Genomic DNA, 25,408 nt, shown 5'->3' on the forward strand with positions numbered 1-25,408 from the left:
TTGCGCGGTAACAACGGCGCTTAGCGGAACCGGTACGTCCAGAACCGTTCCGTGCCGAACCGCTGCTGCAGCTCCTTGTCCGATAGCGCGTTTTTGCCGAGCAGCTCCGCCGCTTGGAACTGAGAGCGGTGCGCCGTAATGGCGGCCACCTTCTGCTTCAGCGTGCCGCGGACGTCGTTCACGACGTCCGCGCGGCCGATGTTCTGCTCGTGGTCGCGCGCGAACGCGCTGCAGAGCACCTTCGGACGCTCCCCCTCGGGCAGCTTCGCGACGGCCCGGACGACGGCGGCGCCGGTGGCGTCATGGTCGGGATGCACGGCGTAGCCGGGATAAAACGTGTACACGAGCGACGGCTTGACCTCGTCCAACAGCGCCGCGATGCGACCGTCGATCAGCGCCGCCTCTTCGAACTCCACCGTTTTATCGTGGAAGCCGAGCAGGCGCAGATCCGTGATGCCGATCGCGGCGCAGGATTCCTCCAGCTCCGCCTTGCGGATGAGCGGCAGGCCGACCCGGTTCGTGAACGGCGGGACGCCCATGTTGCGGCCCATCTCCCCGAGCGTCAGGCAGGCGTACGTCACCGGCGTGCCTTCTTCGATATGTTTCGCCAGCGTCCCCGAGAAGCCGAAGGCTTCGTCGTCGGGATGCGGCAGCACGACCAGAATGCGGCGTTCCATCTCGTTGCTCCTCTCCTTCCCCATCAGAACGGCTCCCGGCTCAAGTGCAGGGCGACAACCAGCTTGCCTTGGCTATCGTGGCCCGCCAGAATGAGCCGCTCCGCGTCGGTCTCGTCGTAATGCGTCAGCCCCTCGGAATAGACCCAACCGTGAGGCATCTTCAGGCCGACCCGGTACGGGCCGCCCCCGGAGATCGCCCCGTGCGTATAACGGACGACGGCATTGGTGACGAACGTCGCCGCCGGATGCTTCGTGCTGTCCAGATGCGCGGCGTACGCCCCCGTCGTCATTTCTAAATGTAGGTATAACTCCTGGTCCTTCAACCGGTCGATCCGCTGTTGGATGACCGCTTCGTTGATCGGCTGCATGGGCCGCTCCCTCCCTTCCAAGCGTCGCGACGTCGGTCGCCATCTCATTATAGCCCTTCGCCGCTAGACTTCCAAAACGCCTCCGCCGGGACCATGAAAAGAAGCCCCTAAGCCGGATCCGACTTAGGGGCTGCCCTCGTGGGCCTGCTATTAAGCTGTTCTGGTAAGGTTCATTTTATCGAAATTGCCGACGTACAGCAAGCCGCTCGTCGTCGAACCCTTGAACACGATGCAGATCGTCTGCTTGCCGATCACGTCATCGTGTTGTGCCCGTGGCTCCGAACGTCCGGCTGACAGCCGGACCGGTACTCGAATGAAACCAACACGTCCTACTCTCACTGCGCAATAAAAGCGAAGCTTGCGTTATCGAAGTTGCCGATGTAAGGATGATTGCCGTCCGTCGCACCTGTCAGCACGAGATAGACGTCCTGAATACCCGTTACCTTCTGCGTCAGACTAGCCGTCGCCGTCACGTACGTGCCCCATGAAGGGACGGTCGGAGGCGTGGCCACCGTGCCGATCTGCGTACCGGTCGGGCTGCCGAGACGAACCTCGACCGAAGCATTGGCAGCAACCCGATTGGTATTGCCCGAGTACTCGATGGCAATCTGGTTCACGCCCTGCGTGCCGAAATTCATTTGACGGTACGCCAGCCATGCGCCGTTGGTCGTACCTGCCACCTGCAGACCGCTCTTGCCGCCTTCGGTTTTGAGCGGCGTACCGGACCATGCGTCGTACGACTCCAGTTCCAGCTTGGCATAATCGCTTCGCTCGTAGCTAAGCGTGAAGCTGTCGAGGTTGCCGATATACGGATGATCGCTGTCCGTCGTACCTTTCAGCACCATATAAAGATCTTGCTTGCCCGTTACTTTCTTCGTCAAGTTCGCAACGGCTGGCTGGTACGTCCCCCAGCCTGTGCCCGTGTTCGGCAACATCACGGTTCCGACCAGTTCGTTCTGCTCGCTGTAACCGCCGAGACGAAGCTCGATCTTGGCGTCCGCCGGCACCCGGCCGCTCGGCGCATCATACACGACGGAGACCTTGTTCTTGCCCGTCGCGCCGAAGTTGACGTTCCGGTAATGAAGCCACGCGCCGTTAAACGTATTGCCGACCGTTTGGCCGCCGTTGTTGTTCTCTATCTTCAGCGGGGTACCGTTTGGATGCAGCGCGTCCGTCCAATCGGCCTTCTGTTCAAAGCCCAGCTTCAGGCTGTCGGCATCCGGTTGGTCGCCCGGATCGGTCTCGGACGCCTTCAAGGAGAAGCTCGCATTGTCGAAGTTGCCGACGTATTTCTTGCCGGTCTCGTTCTCGCCCGCGCTGCCTTTCAGGACCAGATACAGATCCTGCATGCCTTTGACGGTTTGCGTCAGATCGGCGGTCACCGTGGCGTACGTGCCCCAAGCGCCCGCGGTCGGCGGCACGGCAACCGTGCCCACGAGCGTGCCGTTGATGCCGCCGAGGCGAACCTCGACCGCCGAGTTGACGAAGCAATTCGTGGAATTGCTTGTGTACTCGACCGCGATTCGATTCACGCCCTCGGTACCGAAATCCATGCGCTTATACGCCAGCCACGCGTCGTTGAACGTATTGGCGACCTGCTGCCCGCTCTTGCCGTTCTCCGTCTTCAGCGGGTCGCTGTTGGCCGGATTCAGGTCCGTCGACCACGCGTCGTACGTCTCGAGCTCCAGCTTGGCGAAGTCGGCTCTGGTCTTCTCGTAGCCGAATTTGAACCAGTCGAAATTGCCGATATACGGCAGTCCATTCGTAGGTTGACCCGCCTTCATCACGACATAAAGCTTCTGCAGGCCGGTCACCGTCCGGTTCAGCTTCGCCGTCGTATCGAGGTACGAGCCCCAATCCGCAAGCTTGTCATCCAAGTTCACGGTGCCGATCAGCTCGCCGTCCGCGCTATCCAGATGGAACTCCAGCTTGCTGCCCGCAGGCACCTTGTTCGTCGGCGCGTCGTAATCGACGGTCACTTGATTGTAGCCCGTCTCGCCGAAGTTAACGTTATAAGCGAGCCATGCGCCGTCGAACGTATGCGCGACGACGGTGCCGCCGCCGGTCTTGCCTTCCGTCTGCAAGCCGCCGCCGCCGTTCGGATGCTGGACCTCCGTCCATTGCGCTCGCTCCTCGAACTCGACCTTCAGCGTGCCGTCTTCCGGCTGTTCCGGTTCGTCCGGCGCGTCCGGGTCCGGTACCGGCAGCGGATCCGGAATCGGATCGTCGACCGGCGACGGTCCTTCCGGATCGGGCAGCTTGCCCGGCTCCGGCTGGTTCGCGATCGGCTCCGCCAGCCACAGCGGCGAATCGTAGATATCGCCGTTGAAGTCGCTGACGAGATATACGTTGATTGCGAATTTCGAAGCATTGACGTTATAGATTTCCGAAATGTCGAAATTGCCCTGCTTCACCGGCACGGCGGTGGACAGCCATGCGCTGGTATTCGTCGCGCCGTTCATCAGCTGGAACACGACGACCGCGGAATCCGCGTATTCGCCTTTCAGCGAGCCGGTTACGTGCACTTGCATGTTGCCTTCGCGTTTCACGTCGGCTTTCAAGTCGTACACGTCCCACTTCACGTCGGACGTATAGGCCTTGTCCGCCTTGAGCGCAGGACCGGCCGAGCGGTTATCCTCCGCGTTTGCGCCGACCCGTACTTGCACGGCGCCAACCGCGTAATTCAGCGGGCCGACCGTTTGCGGATTGGCGGAAGCCGTTCTCCACGTCTTGCCGCCGTCCGTGCTGAATTGATATTCCTTGGCGTCCGCGATGCCCGTCACCGGCGTCCAGCCGATCGTGTTCATCGTGTCGTCCACCGCGGAATTCGTCGGCGCTGCCGGCGTCGTCAGCTTCCGGACCGCTTCGAGGCTGAATTCGAACGCGATGTCCGAGCTCGTGCCGTTGACTTGGTGCACCTCGGCGGTCAGCACGTTCTTGCCGTCCACCAAGTATTTCGGATCGATGACATAGCTGTTGCGGCTGCGCTCGTCGGCGACGGTCGCGTTCGCGTAGGTGTCGTACCCGACGGCGCCCGCAGGCATGTTGGTCCGGATGACCTCATGTCCGTTCAAGTACACGATCGCGCCGTCGTCGCGGATCAGGCTGGCATCCAGCTCGAGAATGCCGCTCGGATCCTTAACGTTGAACGTCTTGCGGAAGTACGTCGTCGGGTACTTGTTGTTGGCGTTCGGGCCGTAGCTTACCTTCGTCGCCGGTTTGCCGTAGCTGTCGTACCCGAGCATCGCCGGCCCGGTAGCCCACGCGCTGTCGTCGAAGCCGGCCGTCGTCCAGCCTTCGCCGGCGTAGCGGCCCTTATCGAGGTAGCTCCACGTCGATTTCTCCGCGATCAGCGGCTCGTGACCGAACTTGTTGTCGATGTCGGCCGTGTAATCGATCGTCGGCGGCTGCGCGCTCGCTTTCGCGCCCCACTTCGTGTTCGGCTCGCTGCCCATGCGGAATTCCAGCGTGCCGCCGGCCAGGATGTCGTCGTACTTGATCCACGCCTGATCGAAGTTGCGGCCGTTCAGCTCCGCGGATTGGATGAAGCGGTTTTGGCTGGACACGTCGTCCGCCTTGATCGTCAGCGTCTTGCCGCTGCCCAGATGCAGCTTGACTTCCGAGAAGATCGGCGAGCCGATCAGGAAGTCCGATTCGCCCGGATTGCCCGGGAAGAGGCCGAGGGCGCTGTACAGGTACCAAGAGCCCATGCCGCCGGCGTCGTCGTCCATGGACAACAAGTAGCCTTCCGGGTCGTCGCGGTAAACGCGGGACTTCATCGGGTAGGCGTATGCGCCGTGGTTGTGATATTTCTGCGTCACGACTTCCGTCGTGAATTGGCGCGCGAAGTATTGCGTCAGATACGGATACCCCAGGTAATCGAACAAATACGGCACCTGGATATCCTCTTCGTTGATCGCCATGTACTCGTCGATGTCGAAGAAATGCAGCAATTGCTCCGCCGTGGCTTTATTGCCGCCCATCAGCTCGGCCATGCCGTTGACGTCCTGCGGTACCGACCAGCGGTACTGCCACAGGTTGCCCTGGTAGGCGTAACGGTCGACGGCCAGGATGTCGCCCGCGCCGACCGGCTTGCCGTTCGGCGTGAAGAAACCGGTCGGTTTGCCTTTCTCGTCGACTTGCGCCGCGTTCCACAGGTTCTTGTACGACAGCGCCATCGTCTTGTATTTCTCGTACGTCGCTTGGTCCCCGATCAAAGCCGCCAGCTTCATCGGGAACGACGCGCTGTTGTATTTCTCCAGCTTGCCGGAAATGTCGCCGTCGCTGATGGAGAAGTTGTCCGCGTCGACGGCCATGCCCTTCAGCGCCTTGTAGACGTCGAAGTCCTGGAAGCCTTTCGCGTACGCGTCGAGAATGACGGCGCCGTTGAATTCGTTCCGGACCGTCGGGCTCGGCCAGTAGCCGTCGCCCCACTGCATGTACGTGCCGCGGGTGCCGTACAGATCCACCAGCGATTTCACCATGTTGTTGTAGCGCTGCGGCTCGAGGAGGGAGAACATCGCGTATTTGCGGAAGTCGTCCCAGGTCGTCCAGCCGTTGTAATATTGGAAATCGTCGCCCAGCTCGGAGGCTTGGCGAATCGTCTTCTCGTCGAGTCCCGCCTTGAACGTGCCCGCGGAGCTCGTGACGTTTTTCGGGCTTTGGTACGCGTGGTACATTTGCGTGTAGAACACGCGCTTGTTCTGTTCGTCGGCATCCGTGATCTCGACCTTGTTCAGGACGCTGCCCCATGCGTCGCGGGCTTCCTGATGACGCGCGTCGAAATCCCAGTCCGCGTATTCGCCGCGCTCGGCTTGCGCCTGCGCCACGCTGATCGTCGACAGGCCGACCTTCGCTTGGATCGTCTTGCTGCCCGACGTGTCGAAGTTCATCCATGCGCCGCTGTTGAAGCCGGTACGCTCGGCCACGCCGTCGCCGACCGCATTGTCCTGCCACGTCTTATACGACGCGAAATCGTGATCGAATTTGATGGAGTAGTAGATCGTGTAGTAGCCGTGTCCGCAAACGTTCTTGGACTGGATCATCCCCGTGATCTCGTTGCTGCCGACCACTTTCAGGTTGGCGTCCACCATGCCCGCGTACGAGTTGGAGAGGTCGACCAGGACGGAGCCCGTCGCCGCCGATGCCGGGAACGTGTACTTGTGGAAGCCCACGTTGTCCGAGCTCGTCAGCTGCACGCCGACGCCGGACGCGAGCGTCACGCCGTAGAAGCCGGCGGATGCCGTCTCGCTGCTCTTGTCGTACTTCTGCTTGTAATCCGCGACGTTCTTCGTGAAATCGCGAACCTCCGGCATCATGAGGATGTTGCCGCCGCCGCCGCTGCAGCCTACGCCGCTGAAGCGCAGGTGCGAGAAGCCCTTCAAGCTTTTATCTTGGTAGTAGTAACCGCTGAACGCTCCGCCGTCGCTGTCCGGACCGAGGGAAACGAGGCCGAACGGCGTCGTCGGGCCCGGGTTCGTCTGGCCGTTATCCCCCATCGTGTTGATGAACGGATCGACGTAGTCGATCGGCGCGAGATTCGTTGGCGGGGAGGCCGGCGTTTGGCCGGCGTCGACGCCGTAAATCTCGAATTCATAGATGCGCGCCACATTGCCGTCGTACGCGGCTTTGTCGATCGCGAGACGGACGTAACGCGCTTCGAACGGCGACACGAACCGGTCGACGATCGTCTGCACGTTGCTCTTCACGACGTCGACGTCGGTCCAGTTCTGGCCGTCGTCGCTCTTCTGAAGGCGGAAATCCTTCGTATTCCAGAACGGAGCGTTGTTCCCCTCGCTGATGGCCGCGTTCTGCACGGCCCATTCGTTGATGCTGTAGACCTTGCCCAGGTCGAGCTGCAGCCATTTGTTCGCCGCGGACGTATTGTCGCACCATTTGGTGTCGTTCTTGCCGTCCACGGCGTTCGCCGGGTTCTCGTTCGCGTTGCATTGGCCGGACGCCGTCGCCGTCGCGCCGATCGCCACGTTCCGCGTCGCCGTGCCCGGGTCCGCCGAGGCGGCCGCGGACACGACTTCCGACGTAACGGGCAGCAGCAGGTTATAGACGAACATGGCCGTCATGGCAACCGCCAGAAACTTCTTCCACATTGAATTTCGGTCCTCCTTCGTTCGTCTTACAGGGAACCGGCAGGCAGCAGCCGGCCGATCATGACGGCCACTTCGGCGCGCGTCACGGACTTCTTCGGATTAAACTGCTTGCCGTCGCCTTCGATCAAGCCTGTGGTCCAGGCTTCGTTCACGGCTGCCGCCGCCCACGCCGAGATGCTCTTCGCATCCGCGAAAGCCGGCGCTCCCTTGCCCGGAGCGGAGAGATCGAAGTACTTCGCCGCGCGCACGAGCGCCACGACCGCTTCTTCGCGGGTAATGCCGTCGTTCGGACGGAACGCGCCTTGGTAGCCCGTCACGATGCCGAGCGAGGCCGCTTGCGTCACGGCGCCGGCGTAATATTGGCCGGCCGGTACGTCGTTGAACGGATTGGCGCCCGCAGGCACGTCCGCTTTGCCGTTCCACGCGACGCTCCGCATGAGCATCGTCGCGAACTCGGCCCGCGTGATGCCGCGTCCCGGCACGTAATGCTGCTCGTCCACGCCGGTGACGATATGCTTCGCGGCCAGCGATTTCACGGCCTGCTCCGCCCAGTGGCCCTTCATGTCGACGAAGGACTTGCCGTATTCCAGAATCGCGTACGTCGAGAAGTGATTCGCCGGGAACGTGAACGTACCGTTCTCCGCCTTGCCGCCGACGTACTCCAATTGACTGCCGTTCACGTAATACACGCCGGCCAGATTCGCCGCGATCAGCTTCGCCTGTTCGTTCGTCAGCTTCAGCCGGACCGTCACCGGCTTGCCCAGGTCGTGAATCTCGGTCGCCGTGCCGCCCGATACGAGCTGGATGGTGACCGTAATCACGGCGCCGATGCCATGATAGTCCGCGTTCGAACCGATCGAACCCGCGATGGCGTTCTTCGCGTCGTCCGTCAGCGCCGTGTTCAGCACGATGCGGATGTTCGTCTCCTGGCCGGCATTGCCCGCCGCGATCGCTTCCGCCGGAATGCGGACCGTGCCGTTGTCGGAGGCGATGACGAGGTCCTTGTTTTTGCTTTTGAGCGTTTCCAGCGCTTGCGCCGGGAACTCCAGCGCGTTGCCGGACGTGCCGGACGAATCCGGCAGCTTGATCGTTACGGCGCCGCCGGCTTGGCCGGCCGCGGACGTAAACGTATCGCCGCCGACGATGTACGTGCCGTTCGGCGCTTTGTCGGGCTGGATGTCGCTGCCCGTCGCCGTGCCGGCGTCGGCCGGAATCGCGTTCGACGGCGGAGCGATGCCGATACCGTTACCGCCTCCTTCCGACTGCTCAGGCGGATAATTGCCATTCTCGTCCGTAACGGCGAACGTCCTGCTCAGCGTCGCGGCGCCGTTGCTCGCCGCGAGATGGTAGACGCCGTACGGCGCGAAGTCCGCTTCTTTCGGGATGGTGATCGTCTTCTTGAAGCTGCCGCCCGCCGATTCGATGACGTCTAGATAAAACGTCGTTTTATCGGGACCCACGATTTTCACGTTAACGTCGCCCTCCGCCATTCCGGAAAGCATCAATTGCTCGCCGCGCTGCAGCTTGCTCGCATTCATCTCGAGCGCGAACGTAGCCGCGGCGTAGCCGGACACAGGCGCCAGCATGAAGAACAGCGCCAGCATGGCCGCCAAAACCTTTTTCACGATTGCAGTCCTCTCTTTCCAGCCGTTATTGGAGCACGATCGGCTTCGCCAGCTGTACCGGCGTCGTATCCAGCGGCTTCTTGCCGCTATCGAATTGATTCACGACGAACACTTTCACTTTCGCGTCCGCTCCTGCTTGGTCGAAGTACTGCGTGACCGTCATCTTCGTTTGGTTGAGCGGCACCGCGCTGAGCAGTCCCGGCGTTGTGTCGTTGCCCTTGATCAGCTGGAAGACGAGGTAAGCTTCGCCGCCGTAATCGGTCAACGACTCGACATTCACGGACACCTTCAGCTTGTTCTTGACGTCGTCCCGCTCGATGTCGCCCGTGAGCAGGAACGTATCCCGCACGTCGTTCTTCGTGAACGCCTTCGGCGAGACGAGCGGCGCGCCCGCGGAGATGCCGCGCGCCGCGTCGGCCGCCACGCGCACCTGTACGGCGCCTGCCGCATAGTCGGCGTCGCCGACCGGCTGCGGATTCGCCGTGACCGGCTTCCACGTTGCGCCGTTGTCCGCGCTGAATTCGTAATCCGCCGGTTCCGAATACTTCGGCGCGTTCGTCCAGCCGAACGTGTTGTGCGCGTCGTCGACGACCGGAATCGTCGGCGCGGCCGGCTGGTCGCCGGCGCTCGCCGCCACGCTCGCATCGGAGTTGTTGCGCTTGTTGACGGCCTTCACGACGAATTCGAGCGTTTGGTCCGGATCGGACGCGTCGACGACGTATTGATAGTCTTCTTGACCGGTTACGACCGGAATCGTAACGCTCCAGTTCGCGCCGAGCCTGTCTGCGGCTTCGTAAAGACGGAATTCGCGTACCGGGTTAGCCGCATCGTCGTTCTTCGGCTTCTTCCAGGCGATCGTCCGCTTGCCGTTGTCCGACTTGACCGCGGTCAAGTTCTCGACAGAAGCCGGCTTCGCGTCGTCCCGGAAGATCGCGTACGTATCGAACGGCGTTTCCTGGCCGGATTTGTACGAATCGATCTTGAAGCTGTTCTCCGTCATGCTGACGCCGGAATAAATGGCGACCTTCGGCTGTTCAAAGACATTCGCATAGAATTGGTTAACGCCATCCTTGATGTCGTAGAACTTCGTGGCTGCCGAGTTGTTGATCATGTACAGCGTGCCGCCCGGATTCACGACGCGGCCTTCGTTGTCCTTCGTCACGTCCTTGATCGGCTTGTTATCGTACATTTGGAACGAGCGCATGAATGTATGGTCATGCCCCTGCAGCACGACGTCGATGCCCAGATCGTCGAAGATCGGGTACATCTTTTCTCGAAGCGCCAAGATATCATTGTCGATCGCGTGGTTGCCGACGGAGTAAATCGCCTTATGGAACGCGACGATCTTCCACTTCTTGTCCGTCTTCGCCACTTCGTGCTTCAGCCACTCGACTTCTTTGTCGAACGAATCGGATTGCCGCTTATCCCAACCGATATCCATCGTGTTCAGAATCATGATGTGCGCGTCGCCGTAGTCGAACGCGTACACGCTGCCCGGCGGCAGCGGATCCGGGATGGAGTCGTTCGGATAGTTGAAATGGTAGTAATAGTTGTCGTTGTACGGTCCTTCGTGGTTGCCGACCGCCGCTTGAATCGGCAGGTTCATGAGCATGTCCTGCGGCTGCCCGAAGTAGTCCAGCCATTGGGATTCCAGCGCGCCCGCGTCGACCTGGTCGCCTGTCATGACGAGGAACCGCGGATCCGTGACATGCTTCAGCGCTTGGGACATCGTGTTCGCCCAGACGCTGTAGTCCTGGGAGTTGGAGCCCTGCGAGTCGGTCATGTACAGGAAGTTATAATTCTTCTCGTCGTTGCCTTCGGTCGTGAACGTGCCCGTCTGACTCCAGTTGTCGTCCGCGCCGACGCGGTACTTGTACGCCGTTCCCGGCGTCAGCCCTTCGGCCACCACTTTATGGGAGATGAACGAGCCCGTCGTGCCGCTCGTGATCTGAAGATTGGTGAGCACGCGCGTGTCTTCCGGCTTGCCGACGAAACGCTTCGCGTTCGCCGAGCCGAAGTCCTCGCCCGCCGGCACGATCTCGACGATGCTGTCCTTCGCGTTCGCCGGCGCGTTCTCCGGCCGATCGTAGCGGGTATACCAGGCGTACGACCGGTTCGTCTTCGCGCTGCCGTAGATCGACATCGCGATCGCGATCGGCGAGTAGTTGACGACCTCGGAGAGGTTGGACGGCGTAAACTTGAACGCCGCGACAGGCGTACCGTCCGCGTATTTCAAGCCGCCGAGCCCGTCGTAAGCCAGCGCGAGGCGCTGACCCGGCAGAATGGCTTTCGGCGGTTTCAGCGTGACGCTGGATGCGTCCGCCGGCGAGACGCTTTGCACGGCGACCGGCGCTCCGTCGGCCGTCAGCGTCAGGTGCGCGTTCAGATCCGCCGGCAGCTGGCCGAGCTCGGATACCAGCGTTACCGTCACGTTCTTGCCGTCCGCCGACGCGGCGCTTGCGACGGCGCCCGTGTAATCGGCCGGCAGGTAGTATGCGTTGCTCGGCACGAAATCCTTCGCCAGCGTCGGCGTCGACCAGCGCAGGTACAGGTTGGAGCCGCCGAAATCCTCGAAGTATTCGATCTTGAAGCTGTACTTGCGGCCGGCTTCCAGATGGACCGGCGCGCTCGTGATCTCTTTATCCCAATCGTTCACCCAGTGCTCGATGACGGGCTTGTCGTCGATCCACAGGTTGAAGCCGTTGTCGCCTTGCATATAGAAGGTGTAATCGTCGGTTGCCGGCGCCGCGATCTGGCCGGTCCAACGAATGTTCGCGTTGTCCTCTCCGCCCGTGAAGCCGGTCAGGATGGGATTCAGGTCCGTGAAGTTGAGGAGCGGGTCGACCGTGGTCGCCTTGTAATCCCCGAACGCGAAATTATTGGCCGCGCCCGTGCCCGCATAGAAATCGGCGAGCAAGCCGTGGACGCTGCCCGCAGCGCCTTGAGCCGTTCCTTCGCCTGCTTCCGGCGCGGCCGCGTCCGGCTGCTGCGCGTCCTGATCGGCGCGGAAGCCCATGGCCTCGAACTCGTAGATATGCGCCGCGTAGTTGCCCGTCGCGGGATCCGCGATGCCCGGATTCGTGATGGCGAGCTTGAAGTATCTCGCCTTCACCGGCGTCTCCAGATCGTGGGTCGTCGTGCCTTCCGTATTGCCGGTCACGGTGACGGCCGGCGTCCAGTTCACGTCGTCGCTGCTCGTCTCGATCGTGAAATCCTTCGTGTTGTATGCCGCTTGTTCGCCGCCGGAGCCGGCATGCGCAAGCACGAATTGCTGCACGGTCACCTCCGCGCCGGCATCGACTTCGAGCCAGTACGGACGTTCCGCCGTCGGCAGACTGTCGTCGCCTTCGGTGACCCATTTGCCGCCGTTCATATTTCCGTCAATCGCATTGGCCGGCGCGAACTCCTCCGACACGTACCCGTTCGCGGCAGCCGTCACGCCTTCCGCCGCGAACACGTTCACCGCCGCCGTCCGCGCGTTGGCATGCCGCACCGCGGAATAACCCGCAGCGGCAAAAACCGACGTCCAGATCAGCACGATGGCGAGCATGCGATTTGTCAGCCTGAACCCTTTCTTCACTCCTGCATTCCCTCCTATAAATCTAATAAACCCTGCATTACTATAAGCCGGATGAGAGGGGGCTTCAATTGTTAGCGCGTTAACGGCGGTTAAATCCTTCGTAAAGGCGAGGCTCGGTTTTGCCGCAGGCATTTGATAACTTTTTCTTGTGCGATCCGGGCCATAGGAAGCATTTTCTTATATTTGTAAGCCGAAGCGGACGCTTGGGTTTCAAGTCCCTCTTTGCCCTGCCGCCCCCTTGAAACCGCTCTACCCTCCGCCGACTAGGGATGTAAACGGTTCAGCGCGACGGGATGGCGGATCCCTGCGGTCCGCAAATAGTCCTAGGCAATTCGACTAAACTTTACGGTTTAGTCGTGTTTAGGAATTGTAAATATTGAGCGGAATCGCTCAAAGGTAAGTCACGAAGCGGCAAGCTGCCGGCTGGCACGGACTCGCGTCTCCATGCGAATCGGCGCCGAAAGTCTCAGGGACAAATATCCAATATTGGAATAAACGAAGACTGTTTTCGGCCCTGTTTTTGGTCCTGTCCTGTGAGCGGCTCTATGGGCGGCTCTATGAATGAATCTATAAATGACTCTATGAATGACACGATAAGCGATGCTGCGAGCGACGCGATGCGTGACCCCATGATCTCCGCGCGCAAAAAGGACGCGATCGCTCGCGCCCCGCACGTCCCCGTATACTAGCCCCCTGCCTCTAAACGCATCAAAAAAACCGCAGCAAGCCGCTGCGGTTCCGTTCGTCAGGAAGGCCGAAGCCGTTCCGAATATCCTTTCACGCGTGCAGCTTGACCTTCGTCCCCGTCGGGATCCGGTCGAACAGCCATTCGACGTCTTCGTTATGCATCCGGATGCACCCGGCGCTGGCGTTCGTGCCGATCGACGCCGGGGCGTTCGTGCCGTGGATGCCGTACGTCGTGCCCTGCGTATTCGGCACGTCGAGCCCAAGCCAGCGGCTGCCGAGCGGGTTCTTCGGATCGCCGCCGGGGATGCCTTTGGCCGAGTACCACGGGTTCTTGATCTTCGTAATGATCTCATAGCTGCCGATCGGCGTCAGACCGTCGCGTCCGCTCGCGATCGCGAAGCTTCGCTCGACCTTGCCGCCGGCGAGCACGTACAGCTTGTTGCGCGTCACGTCGATCTCGATCGCGTAGACCTTCGCGGACGGCGTTCCCGCCGCCGGCGCCGCGACGGCCGGGCTGCCCGCGGCTTTGTAATCGTACGGGTTGGGAATGCGGAGCGCCTGACCCGCCTTGACCGCGCCGTCGGCCGGCAGCCCGTTGGCCTGGGCGATCGCCTGCCGGTAATCCGACGCCTTGAAGTAGCGGGAAGCGAGACTATACAGCGTGTCGCCCCTCGCGACTTTATGCCGTCCCTCGCCCGAAGGCAGCGGAACGCGCAGCGCCATGCCTAGTTTCAGCCCCGTGTTCGGGTCCGTAATGCCGTTGTACGTCATGAGCGCGTTCAGATATTGATTTCGGTTATAATACTTGTTCGTAATCGCGAACAGCGTATCGCCGGGCTGGACCGTATACTGCGCCAGGACGAGCGGATTCCTCAGCCGCACCGTCGTTCCGGCCTTCAAGCCCGCCTTCGGGTCGAGACCGTTCAGCTTCGCCACCCGCACGTAGTCGCCGGTCAAATAAAACCGCTTCGCGATGCCGTAGAGGGTGTCTCCCGGCTTGACGCCGTACGCAATGCTGATGAAGCTCTCCTCGCTGCCCCCCGCGTTCGACATCCCCGGATGATAGCCGGCAAGCAGCGCCACCGCCATCACCATACTTAAGAACCACTTCGTCTGTCTGCTCAACGATGATCACGCCTTCTGCCGGAATAAATTGCGGCACAGGGGATTCGTCGCGGTTCGGCAAGATTCCTGCTTATTCGCTTCGCTTAGCGAGGAAAATGATTCCAACGGCGGAGCGCGGTTCTCATGCGAGCATGGGGAAGGTGCTTGAGGAGGAAGTTACGCATGAGCGCGGGAGTACGAAGTCGTACTCCTATAGACACCTTATTCGATTGTGATTATGGAACTACAAAGCGTTATTCTAACGCCTCGCCTTCTAGCTAAGGATCCAATCAAAAGAACTCCCGCTGGGCGGGAGTTCTTTTGATCGCGCGCTTCCTATCGAAAGCCGGCCTAACATGCGTCCCCGCCTTCGTCCATCCGCGCGACCGGAGCCGGTTAGTTCACGGCCGAGGCGGTCTCGAACAAGTGCGGATATATGGTCGCAACGCCGCCGGAAAGGTTCTTCAGCACGCTGCGGCTGACCTCGTCGGCCACGATTTCGTAGCTGTCCGCTTCCAGACCGTCCACGGCGATTTTGGCGATGTCGGCGGGACTCGATTTGGGCGCTTGGATATCGGCGGTCATATCGGTGTCCATGAAGCCGACATGGAGACCGGCGACGCGAACATTCCGCGGTGCCAAATTAAGCCGCAGCACGTTCGTCATGCCCCACTCCGCCGTTTTGGCTGCCGTATATGCTCCGGCGCCCCCTGTGGTAAACCAGGACAAAACGGACAGAATATTAAGAATCGCCCCGCCGCCGTTGCGTTCGATGACCGGCGCAAACGAGCGGACCATCGCAAGCGTGCCGAACACGTGCGTATCGAATTCAAGGTGCATCTTGGACAGGTCGTCTTCCAGCAGGGAACCGCCGGTCGAGGTGCCTGCGTTATTGATGAGCAGCGTCACGTCCTTCGCGGTTTCCGCCGCCGCGGCGACCGACTTCGGATCCGTGATATCGAGCTGCAGCGGAATAACCCCCGGAATATCGACGGCTTGCGGGTTTCTTGCGCCCGCGTATACTTTTGCCCCGCGGGCGACGAGTTCGCGTGCGAGCTGCTGGCCCAAGCCTCGGTTCGCTCCGGTAACGAGCGCGATTTGGTTCGCGATGTTCATGGATGATCTCTCCTCTTAGCGTTATGGGTTAGTCATGGCTTGTTGGCGATCGGATTAGTCATTTGGGAATAATCATTCTTTTATTCTGAAAAAAAGATGTTCATCTGAGATGAACATATCCAAGCACATTGGCCTGAAGTTGGTGTCTATAGCTGCCAAACCTGCGACTTTTACGAGAACAATCATTCCCAAAATGATAAATGCCGATTCCCTTTCACACATGCATCATACCTTATTTAAGAATGAACAGTCAACTATTAATTTTAGCATTCGCTCCCCGATTATTATGAGCGAACGTAAAGCTTTTCATCCTTGCCCCACGATCGCTCGAGATCATTTCCGATCCTGCGTAAGCGGGCGACGGATTTACGCGTGTTGCTTACACCCATGCATGAGGGATATAAAGTTCCTCTAGACGCATGACTTCTTCCGGCGTCAATCGAACCGACAATGCCGCGACCGCATCTTCGATATGCCCGAGCTTGGTCGCCCCGATAATCGGCGCCGTGACCCCGTCTTTCTGCAGCAGCCACGCAAGCGCGATCTGCGCGCGAGGAAGACCTCGGTTAGCCGCGATTTCCGACACGCGTTCCACGACTTTGCGATCCGCTTCCTCCGATTTGACGAACAGTCCCTTCGCGATTTGATCCTTCTCGGATCGCGAGGTCTGCTCGTTCCAATCGCGGGTTAACCGGCCTGCGGCCAAAGGCAGGTATGGCGTGACCCCGACGCCTTCGTCTTTGCAAAGCGGAAGCATTTCTCTTTCTTCTTCCCGATAGAGCAAGTTCAGCCGGTTCTCCATCGACACCAATCGCGTCCAACCCTTGCGCTCCGCGGCATGCTGCGCTTTGGCAAACTGCCATGCCAGCATGGAGGAGGCCCCGATGTATCTGACTTTGCCCGTCTTGACTAAATCATGAAGAGCTTCCATTGTCTCTTCGATGGGCGTATGCGGATCCCAACGATGGATCTGGTAGACATCGACGTAGTCCGTCCCGAGCCGTCTGAGGCTGTTATCGATCTCGGTCATGATCGCTTTGCGGGAAAGCCCCGCGGCATTCGGTCCTTTTCGCATGGGAACGAATACCTTCGTACTGATGACGAATTCGTCGCGGCGGCCAAAGTCCTTCAATGCTCTGCCGAGAATTTCTTCGCTCGTCCCGTCGGAGTACATATTGGCGCTGCTGAAAAAATTGATGCCCGATTCGACGGCTTTCTTGATGATCGGCCTGCTTTGCTCCTCATTCAGCGACCATGGCGTATTGCCGCGTTCCGGCACCCCGAAGCTCATGGTTCCCAGGCTTAATCTGGACACCTCTAATCCGCTGCGTCCAAGTTTGGTATATTCCATTGCAAACCCGCTCCTCTTCGATGCGATTGTAGGTTGACGCATCAACCATGAATGCAACTTTAACACCTTGTGGTTGACATGTCAACAGTGATATCATACAGGCATGAATACTAACGAACTCCGCGAAGATGAATTACGATTATGGAATATGTGGAAGGGCTCCTATAAACGCATCTTCGGCCGCGTCGTCAAAGAGATGTCCGAACACACCGGATTATCCGAAGGCGACTTCGGAGTCCTAGACCGGCTAGTTCAATTTGGCGACGGTCAGCTTCGTCAACAGGAGCTGGCGCATTCGATGGACTGGGATAAAAGCCGATTATCTCACCATTTGACGAGAATGGAAAAACGGGGGCTTGTCGAGAGAAAGCCGATGGACCTTGACCGCGGCGTTCAGGTCGTCATTACCGCCGCCGGACAAGCAGCCTTACATGAGGCCCTTCCCATCGTTTCAATGGCGATACGCAAGCATTTTCTCGGTCCGTTAACCCAGCAAGACATTGAATCGATCACGAAGATGGCGGAACGCTCAAAAGAGCAACCCTAACAAACGTAAACGTCGCTTCCCCCTGCGGGGAGCGAACGAGGAGAATTTATGAAGCCTACCGACTTTTTACCGATTATCCTTGGCAGCGACGAGAACGCCTACGGCAACGTCAGGCTGATCCATGAAACGTACGGGATCAAACCGCTCCTGCTCTGCACGCGGCTGTTGATTCCGACCATGCACAGCAGCTTGTTCGATCTCGTCCAGATCGATCGTTTCGACCAGGAAGACGTCTTCCCCGGCGCGTTGTCGGCCATCTTGCGGAAGCACGCCGCCCCGAATCGGAAGCTGGTCGTCATTCCGTGTTCGGATTATTATGCGGGGATGCTGTCCCGCCACTATGACGCGTTCGACGGCTTGATCGCCAACCGCTTCATCTCGGACACGCTGCTCCAAACGCTGGATACGAAGGACAAGTTCTACGAGCTGTGCGAGAAATTCGGGCTGGACTATCCGAAAACGGTCGTGTGCGAACCGAACGAGCGGGAAGATGCGCTGAACCGCATGGATTTTCAATTTCCGATCGTCGTCAAACCGGAGAACAGCAACGCGTACGAGTACTTGTACTGCCACTTCGAAGGCAAAAAGAAAGTGTTCTTCTTCAACAACCGCGAGGAATACTTAACGATGGTCCGCAATATGAACACCTCCGATTACAAAGGGAAGCTGATCATCCAGGAATTTATTCCCGGCGGCGACAGCGCCATGCGCGTGATCAACAGCTACTCGGACGACAACGGCCGCGTGAAAATGATGTGCCTCGGCCAGCCCGTGCTCGAAGAGTATGCGCCGAAGACGCTCGGCAACTATGCCGCGATCATTAGCCGTTCGGATATGGCCATCTACGAGAAGATCAAGACCTTCCTGGAGAACATCGGCTATGTCGGCTTTTCCAACATCGACATGAAGTTCGACAGCCGCACGGGCAAGTACATGATGTTCGAAATCAATCCTCGCCTCGGCCGAAGCAGCTTGTTCGTCCGGGCCGCGGGGTTGAATATGCTCCAGGCGCTGATCGATCAAGTCGTCTACGGCAAAGAGTCCGACTGCGTGTACGGGCGAGCCACCGCGATGTGGACGAACGTGCCGAAGAAGGTCTTGAACCGCTATGTCACCGATCCCGCGCTGTCCTCGGAGATTAATGGGCTTTACCGGGAGAAAAAAGTGATCCGGTCGCTCTGGTACAGCAAGGATCTGAACGCCAAGCGGATTCTCAGCGTTTCGCGTTACTTCTACGGTCACGTCCGCAATTATCAGCGTTATTACTTCGATAAGGGACAAGCTTAATGCCGCGGCGCGCATGCCGAAATAAAGGCAGCCGGTCGATTCGACCGGCTGCCTTCTTGTTAGGTCAAAGGTGTGTTAGGCATCTAATAGATTTCGATAATACCGTAACTTTCATCATCGAAGCAAACGAAGATGATTTGCTCCAGTATACCGAACGTATACGACCGGATAACTCAAATTTTAACTCCCCCTTGGTTCCATTTAATCTTGATTTAAGGATTATATTCCAAAATCAGGATAATCAACCGCTTCATAACCAGGAGGAGATCCTTTGACGATCCGGATACGAATCACGCTTTGGTATATGTGTCTGATCACATTGGTTTTAGCTATTCTTAGCAGCGCTCTTTACGGCTACATCTTTTATAAAACGAATCAAGACATAAAGGCCACCATTCAAAACACCGTCAAGGGTATTAAAATTTCGCAATCCGTCGATTTCTGGAACAGCCTGCAAATCGATGTTTCGCCTAACATTGCCAATAATCAAGTCATCATCCAAGTTGTGGACTATATTCATCAGAAGGTTCGTTACTCCAGAAACCTCGTCGAAGCCGGCATCACCCTACATTACCCCGATCCGAGCCCGGAACTCAAACTCAACTACAACAAGATCAGCGTTAATGGCGACCCGTTCACCATTCTCGACATTCCGATCGTGCTTCCAGATCGCAGTATAATCGGACTCCTGCAGGTGGGCATCTACACGGGCAAGGAAGTCAACATTCTGCATAATCTTCTATGGATTCTAGCATTATCATCGATTGGCGTGCTCGCCCTCGCCTTTCTATTGGGATTATTCGTATCCAAACGAGCACTGAAGCCTTTGCACAAGGTCATCATGGCCTCCAATCGAATTGAAAGCGGAGACGATCTGATCAAGCGGATTCCAAGAGGGCAACCTAACGACGAAATCGGACTTCTAACGGACACCCTCAATAACATGCTCGTCCGTCTGCAAGAGGCCTATCAACGTTTAAATGAAGCTTACGATGCACAACGTCGGTTCGTTGGCGACGCGTCCCATGAACTTCGAACGCCTCTGACGACAATCCGTGGAAATGGCGACTTATTAAAAAAGCTGTGGAGTACGATCACTAGAGAAGCGCAGCGGCCTTTGGAACAGCATCATATAGACTTATCCTTGGAGGCCATTACGGATATCTCCGATGAAGCCGAACGGATGACGCGTCTTGTCGCGGATCTTCTGACGTTGGCTAGAGGCGATGCCGGAATCATGATGGAGAAAACGAACTTAGCTATCCATCCGCTTATCCTTGAAGCGGCCCGGAAAGCAAATCTGCTTCCTCGTACGGTTGAATGGCGAGTGGAGCACATCGATGACCTCTTACCGGTTCATATACAAGGCGACTCAGATTACTTACAGCAGCTTCTGCTCATTCTGATCGAGAATGCCTTCAAATACACGTCATTCGGGTACGTGGAACTAAGCGGTCTGCAGAAGGAAGGCTATGCGGGAATTCAGGTGTCCGATACGGGAATCGGGATGCATTCCAATGAGCTCACCCTTATTTTTGAACGGTTTTACAGAGCGGATGTTTCCCGGGGAAAGACGTCCGGTTACGGACTTGGCCTGTCCATTGCACAATGGATTATCAATGAACATTCCGGTTCGATCGAAGTGTCGTCCAAGGAGAACGAAGGAACAACCTTCGTCGTTTGGCTCCCTACGATTACTGATTGAAGGCTTTATCTATTGAGAGCCAATCTGCCGGAAAGCCATAAGAATTCAAACACGACTGACATACTGTTGTCAGTCGCTTTTATTATAATAGGAGTACGTTTCCTGCGGGAGCAGGAGATCCAGGCGATGGATTGGGCTCAACCGAATAGGAAACGGTCTTGTATCCTGTACGATTGGAAGGATGGTAGCTCGTGAAATTCGCTTCTGTACGCATCATTACCGACGACGTCGATCGTCTCGTCTCATTCTATGAGAAAGTCTTGGAGGTTTCGGCGGAACGCCCCGCCCCCGTCTTCGCCGAGCTCGTCTTGCCCTCGTGCACCCTGGCCATCGGCCACTCCCAGACGGTGCAGCTGTTCGGCGCCGGTTCCGCGGAGGCGGCCAACAATCGCACGGTCATCCTCGAGTTCCGCGTCCACGATGTCGATGCCGAATACGAGCGCTTGAAGCCGCTGGTCGGCGAGTGGGTAAAGGAACCCGCCACGATGCCGTGGGGGAACCGCGCCATACTGTTTCGCGATCCCGAGGGCAACCTCGTGAACCTCTTCGCGCCGGTGACCGAGGAAGCGATTCAACGGTTCGGCGGCAGGCGTTGACGGACAATTGAAGTGAGCGAGGGCGAAATTTCGTTCATTTTGCCGAGACTCTTCATAAACGGAACCAGAGAACATGACACCAGGCTGCCGATCTTGCCGGCAGCCTGGTGTCGTTATACGAGATCGGTATTAGCCGGGTTACCTGTCATGGTTCAAGATAAAATCCACGATCGGCTTGGGATCCGACAGTCCGTGCGGGTGGTGCCCGCCCCCTTCCTTGCCGAACACGGCGATAATGTCCTGCTTGCCGTGTTGTTCGTAGAAGTCGGCCAGGAGCTTGCCGTTTTCCTCATAGGGCACGCTGGTATCGCTGTCGCCGTAGACCAGCACCACCGGAATGTCGTGCTCGGCAAGCGTGCCCATCTTGTCCATGGGATGGCCGCGGAAGCTCAGCATCTCCGACGCGGTCAGGCCGAGCGCGTCCAGCACTTCCTTGACCGTCTCTTCGTTCCTGGCGGGCTTGTTGTAGCCGAGCGGGGCGCTCAGCAGATTCATGGCCGGCGCGTCCAGGTAAAGCACCGACACATAGTCAGGGTACAGGTGGGCGAAATTGACCGAGGTCACGCCGCCGGCGCTCATCCCGATGGTCACGAACCGGCGGGACAGGCCGTATGCCTCGGCCAGGAAATCCACAAACTCCCGGCGCAGATGCTGGTCATCGTCTGTCCCCCACCGGTTGCCGTTCTTGATGTAGGAGAGGTGGTACCCATGCTCGACGAGTGAGATCGCGGTGTTGGGGAAGGCGCCGAAATACTCCATGTACATGACCATTTTGCCGCCGTCGGACTTGACCGAACGCGTTGCGGGCTGTATCAGAATGCACTCGCGGCCCTTGAACGTGAAGTCCAGCCGGGTCAAGCCCTCCCATTCGGAAGTGCTACCTTCTGCCGTCATCGGAATCGTCCTTTCTGTCGCGCGGTATCGGTATTGTAGATTGGCCCGTTGATGGATTCGGTTCCTCGTGAGTCACGATGAGGTTCCCGAATGGGTCCCGGAATTTCAGAAACCGTCGTCCGTCCTCGTCCGTTACAATCCCGCCTAGGATTTTCGCGCCGGATCCTTCGACTTTTCCGGCTAGTCCTTCGATATCGCTCACCTCTACGCCTAAAACAGGATACGCCACGCCGCCCACGGTAAAGTTTGCGGTCGTTTCGTCCTCCGTCTTCCATAGAAACAAGTTGACACGATTCCCAAGCCTGACGGACGCGAAATCTCCGAAATTTCCTTCCAATTCCCAGCCAAACACGTCGGTGTACCATGCGACGGCCCGGTTCAAATCCGTTACCGGCACCTGGACATGACTGATTACAGGGCGTTCCATCATCTCAACGACTCCTTCTAGTTACCGGCTCTCTGATTATTTCTCCTCGTCCGTTGTAACTGTATCGAATAATGCGGATTCCGCTTAACCATGATGCAGCCAAGGGCCTCCCGATCATAAGCTAGCGACGATTTCGGATCAGAGACAAGGCGAACCTGAAGATGTTTATCATCGCAACGTTATATTACCATAATAAGGAATCAATAGGATCCGCATTTTGAACGACTACACGCCTTCGGGATAGATGAGAGGCGGCCATGTGTCAGGAGGTTATTTTATCGTTCTATAATGGCTTTTCCGATATTCGGACGGGGAAATGCCGACAATGGCTCGAAAAGACGAAGAGAAGTAATGCTGGTCCGCGAAGTTCAATTTGACGGAGATTTCATTGATATTGAGGTACGTATGCAGTAAATAATGCTTCGCAAGCTCGATTTTGTGTTTGCGGAAATACGCATAAGGAGTAATCCCGTACGTCTCCCGAAACAGCTTGATGAGATAATTTTTTGAATAGCCGAACTGCGCACACACATCGTTCATATCCAGCTTGTTTTCAATGTTGACATCCAGGCATAGTTTGATCTGCTCCGCGGCAGAGAGCATTTTATGTTCCAAATGGTTTTTCAAACGCAACACGATCTTCAATAACATGACCGAGCACTCATCGATCAGCTCGGCATAACTCTTGTTGCCGGCGGATGAGATATGGATGATTTCGTTCATATAGGAAAGAATGTTGCAGTCCTTGATGAGATAGGTGTCTGCCGGCAAATACCGCTTAAACAAATACGCCGCAAAGTCCCCGTAAAAAACCACCCAAATTTTAACCCATGGATGATCTTCGCTGGAATAATACAGGTGATCGCTGTTGGCAGTCAAAAGATAGACGTCATTTTTTTGAGGGTACAACGTTTGGGAGTTAATCTCCAAAACACCGCTGCCCTCGATAATGTATTCGAACGAATACATGTCCTCTCCATGCCGTTCGATCCGGTAATTTTTATCGCAATACGAGATTCCCGACATGACGACGTTCAGCGGTAGCTTGGAATCACTCCTATGCCAAAAATTATAAATTTCTTCGCGCATGATGATAATCCTCACAAATGAATTGATTTTTTCTATTATTATAACGATGTTGGCATGATAAATTAAACCTAGGCCGTACAACCTTGATGTGGAGGGATTAGAATGAATTTGCGTGCTCCAGCCGTTCCGCTCATTACCGTGGATCCTTATTTTTCGGTTTGGTCGATGGCAGACCGCTTGAATGAATCGGACACCATGCATTGGACGGGTAAACCTCACCGAATGACCGGCACCGCTTTGATTGACGGCAAAACGTATTCATTCATGGGCAATACGCCAAACAGCTTGAAAATGGAACAAACGAGTCTTGACATTACCGCGCTTTCAACCGGCTACCGCTTTGCATGCGAAGAGATTCAATTAGACATTACATTTACGACGCCGCTTCTGATGGATGATTTGAAGTTGTTGTCCAGACCCGTATCTTATATACACGCGAAAGCTTCGACCAACGACGGACACCATCATCAGGTGACGATTACCATCTCGGTCGATGACGAGTTCTGCCAAAATTTCAAATACGAATTTCCGACCGAATACGCCGACCTTAGCCAGCCGGGCTTTGCCTGCGGCAGGGTCGGCAGCAAGATCCAGCGAATCTTGAACGCAGCCGGAGATGACCGTAGAATTAACTGGGGCTATGTCTATCTGGCGTCGAATCATGATCGGGCCTCGATAACGGCTCCATCCAGCACCAATGAATACGGGACTTTAAACCATATCCTGGCCTTGTCGATCCCGCTGGATACGGAACAAAATCGCGAAGGACTCTTCGCCGTCGCTTATGATGATATCAAGGCGATTGAATATTTCCATGAGCCGTTGGATGCGTACTGGAAAAAGGACGGCCAAACCATCGAGGAAGCCATTAAGCAAGCGCTGAGCGAATATGATGCGCTTTTCGAGAAATGCGAACGGTTTTCTTCGAAGCTGCATCGGGATGCCACGGAATCCGGCAATGAAAAATACGCGGAACTGCTAGCCCTTGCCTACCGGCAGGCCGTTGCGGCGCATAAAGTTTGCGTGGACCCGAACGGAGACGCGTTGTTCATTTCCAAGGAGAATTTCAGTAACGGCTGCGCGGCCACCGTCGATGTGACCTATCCTTCGATCCCCCAATTTTTGATCTATAATCCTGAGCTTGTGAAAGGCATGCTGCGACCGATTTTCAAATTTGCCTCCATGGACGTTTGGTATTACGACTTTGCTCCCCACGATGTGGGGACCTACCCTCTTCTTAACGGGCAGGTATACAGCCATGGGACATGTCCTACCTGGCAGATGCCCGTGGAAGAATGCGGCAATATGTTGATTTGCAGCGCGGCCGTCGCGCTAGCCGAAAATGACGTTTCGTTTGCGCGGCAGAATTGGAGCCACCTTGAGAAATGGTGCAATTACCTCATCGAGCACGGGGTAGATCCGGATAACCAGTTGTGTACGGACGATTTCGCGGGGCATCTGGCTCATAACTGTAATTTGTCGATTAAAGCCATCATGGGGATCGCCAGTTTCTCCATGTTGAACCGCTTAGCCGGACATGAGGAACGGGCGGCGGAACTGATGAAGATCGCCGGCTCGATGGTCGAGAAATGGCTGGCTATGGCCTCGAATGAAGACGGGACGTTCCGTCTGGCATTTGACCGTCCCGACTCCTTCAGTATGAAGTACAATGCGGTGTGGGATCGCATTTTCGGTCTGCATTTATTCCCTGACGATACCTTTAAGTCAGAGACGAGAGCTTATATCGAGAAACATTCCGGCCCTTACGGCCTCATGCTGGATAACCGCAACACCTATACCAAATCGGATTGGTTGGTGTGGAGTGCCGCGCTCTGCGAGAACAAGGAAGACTTCACCACCCTCGTGGACCGTCTGTGGCTTGCGTATCATGAGTCGGAAGACCGTGTTCCGATGGCGGATTTGTATTCAACGATTAACGCGAAAATGGAAGGCTTCCGGAACAGATCCGTACAAGGCGGATTATTCATGAAGCTGCTCATCGACAATGGCCTTCAAAATCGATCGGCGAACACGTGAGTGCGTTTCGAATTATTAGGATAAAGCAGCCTGCGAGGCTGCTTTTTTAATGGATTCTAGGATTACATACTCGAAACTATTTTGTGATTAGCCTGTTAGCGCAACGACGGCAGCCGATCGTTGTGGGGCCGGCTGCCGTCGTGTCATGATTGAGCTATCGTATCTATTAGCTTGATAAGTCGATCCCGGCTTCTGGTTAGAAGGAATATCA

Annotated in this window: 16 protein-coding genes; 5 read left to right on the plus strand and 11 right to left on the minus strand. The window is 57.2% G+C overall.

Annotated elements, in window-relative coordinates:
* Positions 1-20: 20 nt before the first annotated feature.
* The 8 genes from bshB2 to I8J29_RS12780 all read right to left on the minus strand — a co-directional run bounded on the left by bshB2 (position 21) and on the right by I8J29_RS12780 (position 16,615).
* Entirely contained in the window at positions 21-677 is a 657-nt protein-coding gene (gene bshB2 / locus I8J29_RS12745) for a bacillithiol biosynthesis deacetylase BshB2 (RefSeq protein ID WP_208848049.1), read from the minus strand.
* 23 nt (positions 678-700) lie between these two features.
* Positions 701-1,045, minus strand: a complete 345-nt coding sequence (locus I8J29_RS12750) for a YojF family protein (RefSeq protein ID WP_208847978.1) — start codon at positions 1,043-1,045, stop codon at positions 701-703.
* Between the two features lie 335 nt (positions 1,046-1,380).
* Entirely contained in the window at positions 1,381-7,152 is a 5,772-nt protein-coding gene (locus tag I8J29_RS12755) for a GH92 family glycosyl hydrolase (RefSeq protein WP_208847979.1), read from the minus strand.
* Positions 7,153-7,178: 26 nt separating this feature from the next.
* Entirely contained in the window at positions 7,179-8,777 is a 1,599-nt protein-coding gene (locus I8J29_RS34465; RefSeq protein WP_208847980.1) for an S-layer homology domain-containing protein, read from the minus strand.
* A 25-nt stretch (positions 8,778-8,802) separates the two neighbouring features.
* Entirely contained in the window at positions 8,803-12,357 is a 3,555-nt protein-coding gene (locus I8J29_RS12765; RefSeq protein WP_208847981.1) for a discoidin domain-containing protein, read from the minus strand.
* A 777-nt stretch (positions 12,358-13,134) separates the two neighbouring features.
* Entirely contained in the window at positions 13,135-14,169 is a 1,035-nt protein-coding gene (locus I8J29_RS12770) for a LysM peptidoglycan-binding domain-containing protein (protein WP_208847982.1), read from the minus strand.
* Positions 14,170-14,544: 375 nt separating this feature from the next.
* On the minus strand, positions 14,545-15,264 hold the full coding sequence (locus I8J29_RS12775; protein ID WP_208847983.1) for an SDR family oxidoreductase: 720 nt from the start codon (positions 15,262-15,264) through the stop codon (positions 14,545-14,547).
* A gap of 379 nt (positions 15,265-15,643) precedes the next feature.
* Positions 15,644-16,615, minus strand: a complete 972-nt coding sequence (locus I8J29_RS12780) for an aldo/keto reductase (protein WP_208848050.1) — start codon at positions 16,613-16,615, stop codon at positions 15,644-15,646.
* A gap of 103 nt (positions 16,616-16,718) precedes the next feature.
* On the opposite strand from I8J29_RS12780, the gene I8J29_RS12785 reads away from it, so the two are divergent.
* The 4 genes from I8J29_RS12785 (at position 16,719) to I8J29_RS12800 (ending at position 20,750) form a co-directional block, all read left to right on the plus strand.
* Complete coding sequence (locus I8J29_RS12785; RefSeq protein WP_208847984.1) at positions 16,719-17,162, plus strand: MarR family winged helix-turn-helix transcriptional regulator; 444 nt, start codon at positions 16,719-16,721, stop codon at positions 17,160-17,162.
* 48 nt (positions 17,163-17,210) lie between these two features.
* Positions 17,211-18,449: a carboxylate--amine ligase gene (locus I8J29_RS12790; RefSeq protein ID WP_208847985.1), complete on the plus strand. Its 1,239-nt coding sequence runs from the start codon at positions 17,211-17,213 to the stop codon at positions 18,447-18,449.
* Between the two features lie 271 nt (positions 18,450-18,720).
* Positions 18,721-20,154 carry a sensor histidine kinase gene (locus I8J29_RS12795; protein WP_208847986.1) on the plus strand — a complete coding sequence of 478 codons (1,434 nt, stop codon included), beginning with the start codon at positions 18,721-18,723 and terminating at the stop codon, positions 20,152-20,154.
* Between the two features lie 191 nt (positions 20,155-20,345).
* The gene (locus tag I8J29_RS12800; protein ID WP_208847987.1) at positions 20,346-20,750 is read left to right on the plus strand and encodes a VOC family protein; all 405 of its coding nucleotides are present in this window, start codon (positions 20,346-20,348) and stop codon (positions 20,748-20,750) included.
* A gap of 138 nt (positions 20,751-20,888) precedes the next feature.
* On the opposite strand, the gene I8J29_RS12805 is transcribed toward I8J29_RS12800, so the two are convergent.
* The 3 genes from I8J29_RS12805 to I8J29_RS12815 all read right to left on the minus strand — a co-directional run bounded on the left by I8J29_RS12805 (position 20,889) and on the right by I8J29_RS12815 (position 23,160).
* Complete coding sequence (locus I8J29_RS12805) at positions 20,889-21,644, minus strand: alpha/beta fold hydrolase (RefSeq protein WP_208847988.1); 756 nt, start codon at positions 21,642-21,644, stop codon at positions 20,889-20,891.
* On the minus strand, positions 21,628-22,074 hold the full coding sequence (locus I8J29_RS12810; protein ID WP_208847989.1) for a VOC family protein: 447 nt from the start codon (positions 22,072-22,074) through the stop codon (positions 21,628-21,630). Before I8J29_RS12810 ends, I8J29_RS12805 begins: the two co-directional genes overlap by 17 nt.
* 267 nt (positions 22,075-22,341) lie before the next feature.
* Positions 22,342-23,160 (minus strand): AraC family transcriptional regulator, encoded by an 819-nt coding sequence (locus I8J29_RS12815; protein WP_208847990.1) that lies wholly within the window; start codon positions 23,158-23,160, stop codon positions 22,342-22,344.
* A 102-nt stretch (positions 23,161-23,262) separates the two neighbouring features.
* Between I8J29_RS12815 and I8J29_RS12820 the strand changes: the two genes are divergently transcribed.
* Complete coding sequence (locus tag I8J29_RS12820) at positions 23,263-25,197, plus strand: glutaminase domain-containing protein (protein ID WP_208847991.1); 1,935 nt, start codon at positions 23,263-23,265, stop codon at positions 25,195-25,197.
* Positions 25,198-25,408 lie beyond the last annotated feature (211 nt).

The sequence above is a fragment of the Paenibacillus artemisiicola genome, from assembly GCF_017652985.1.
In the GTDB taxonomy this organism is placed as follows: domain Bacteria; phylum Bacillota; class Bacilli; order Paenibacillales; family Paenibacillaceae; genus Paenibacillus_Z; species Paenibacillus_Z artemisiicola.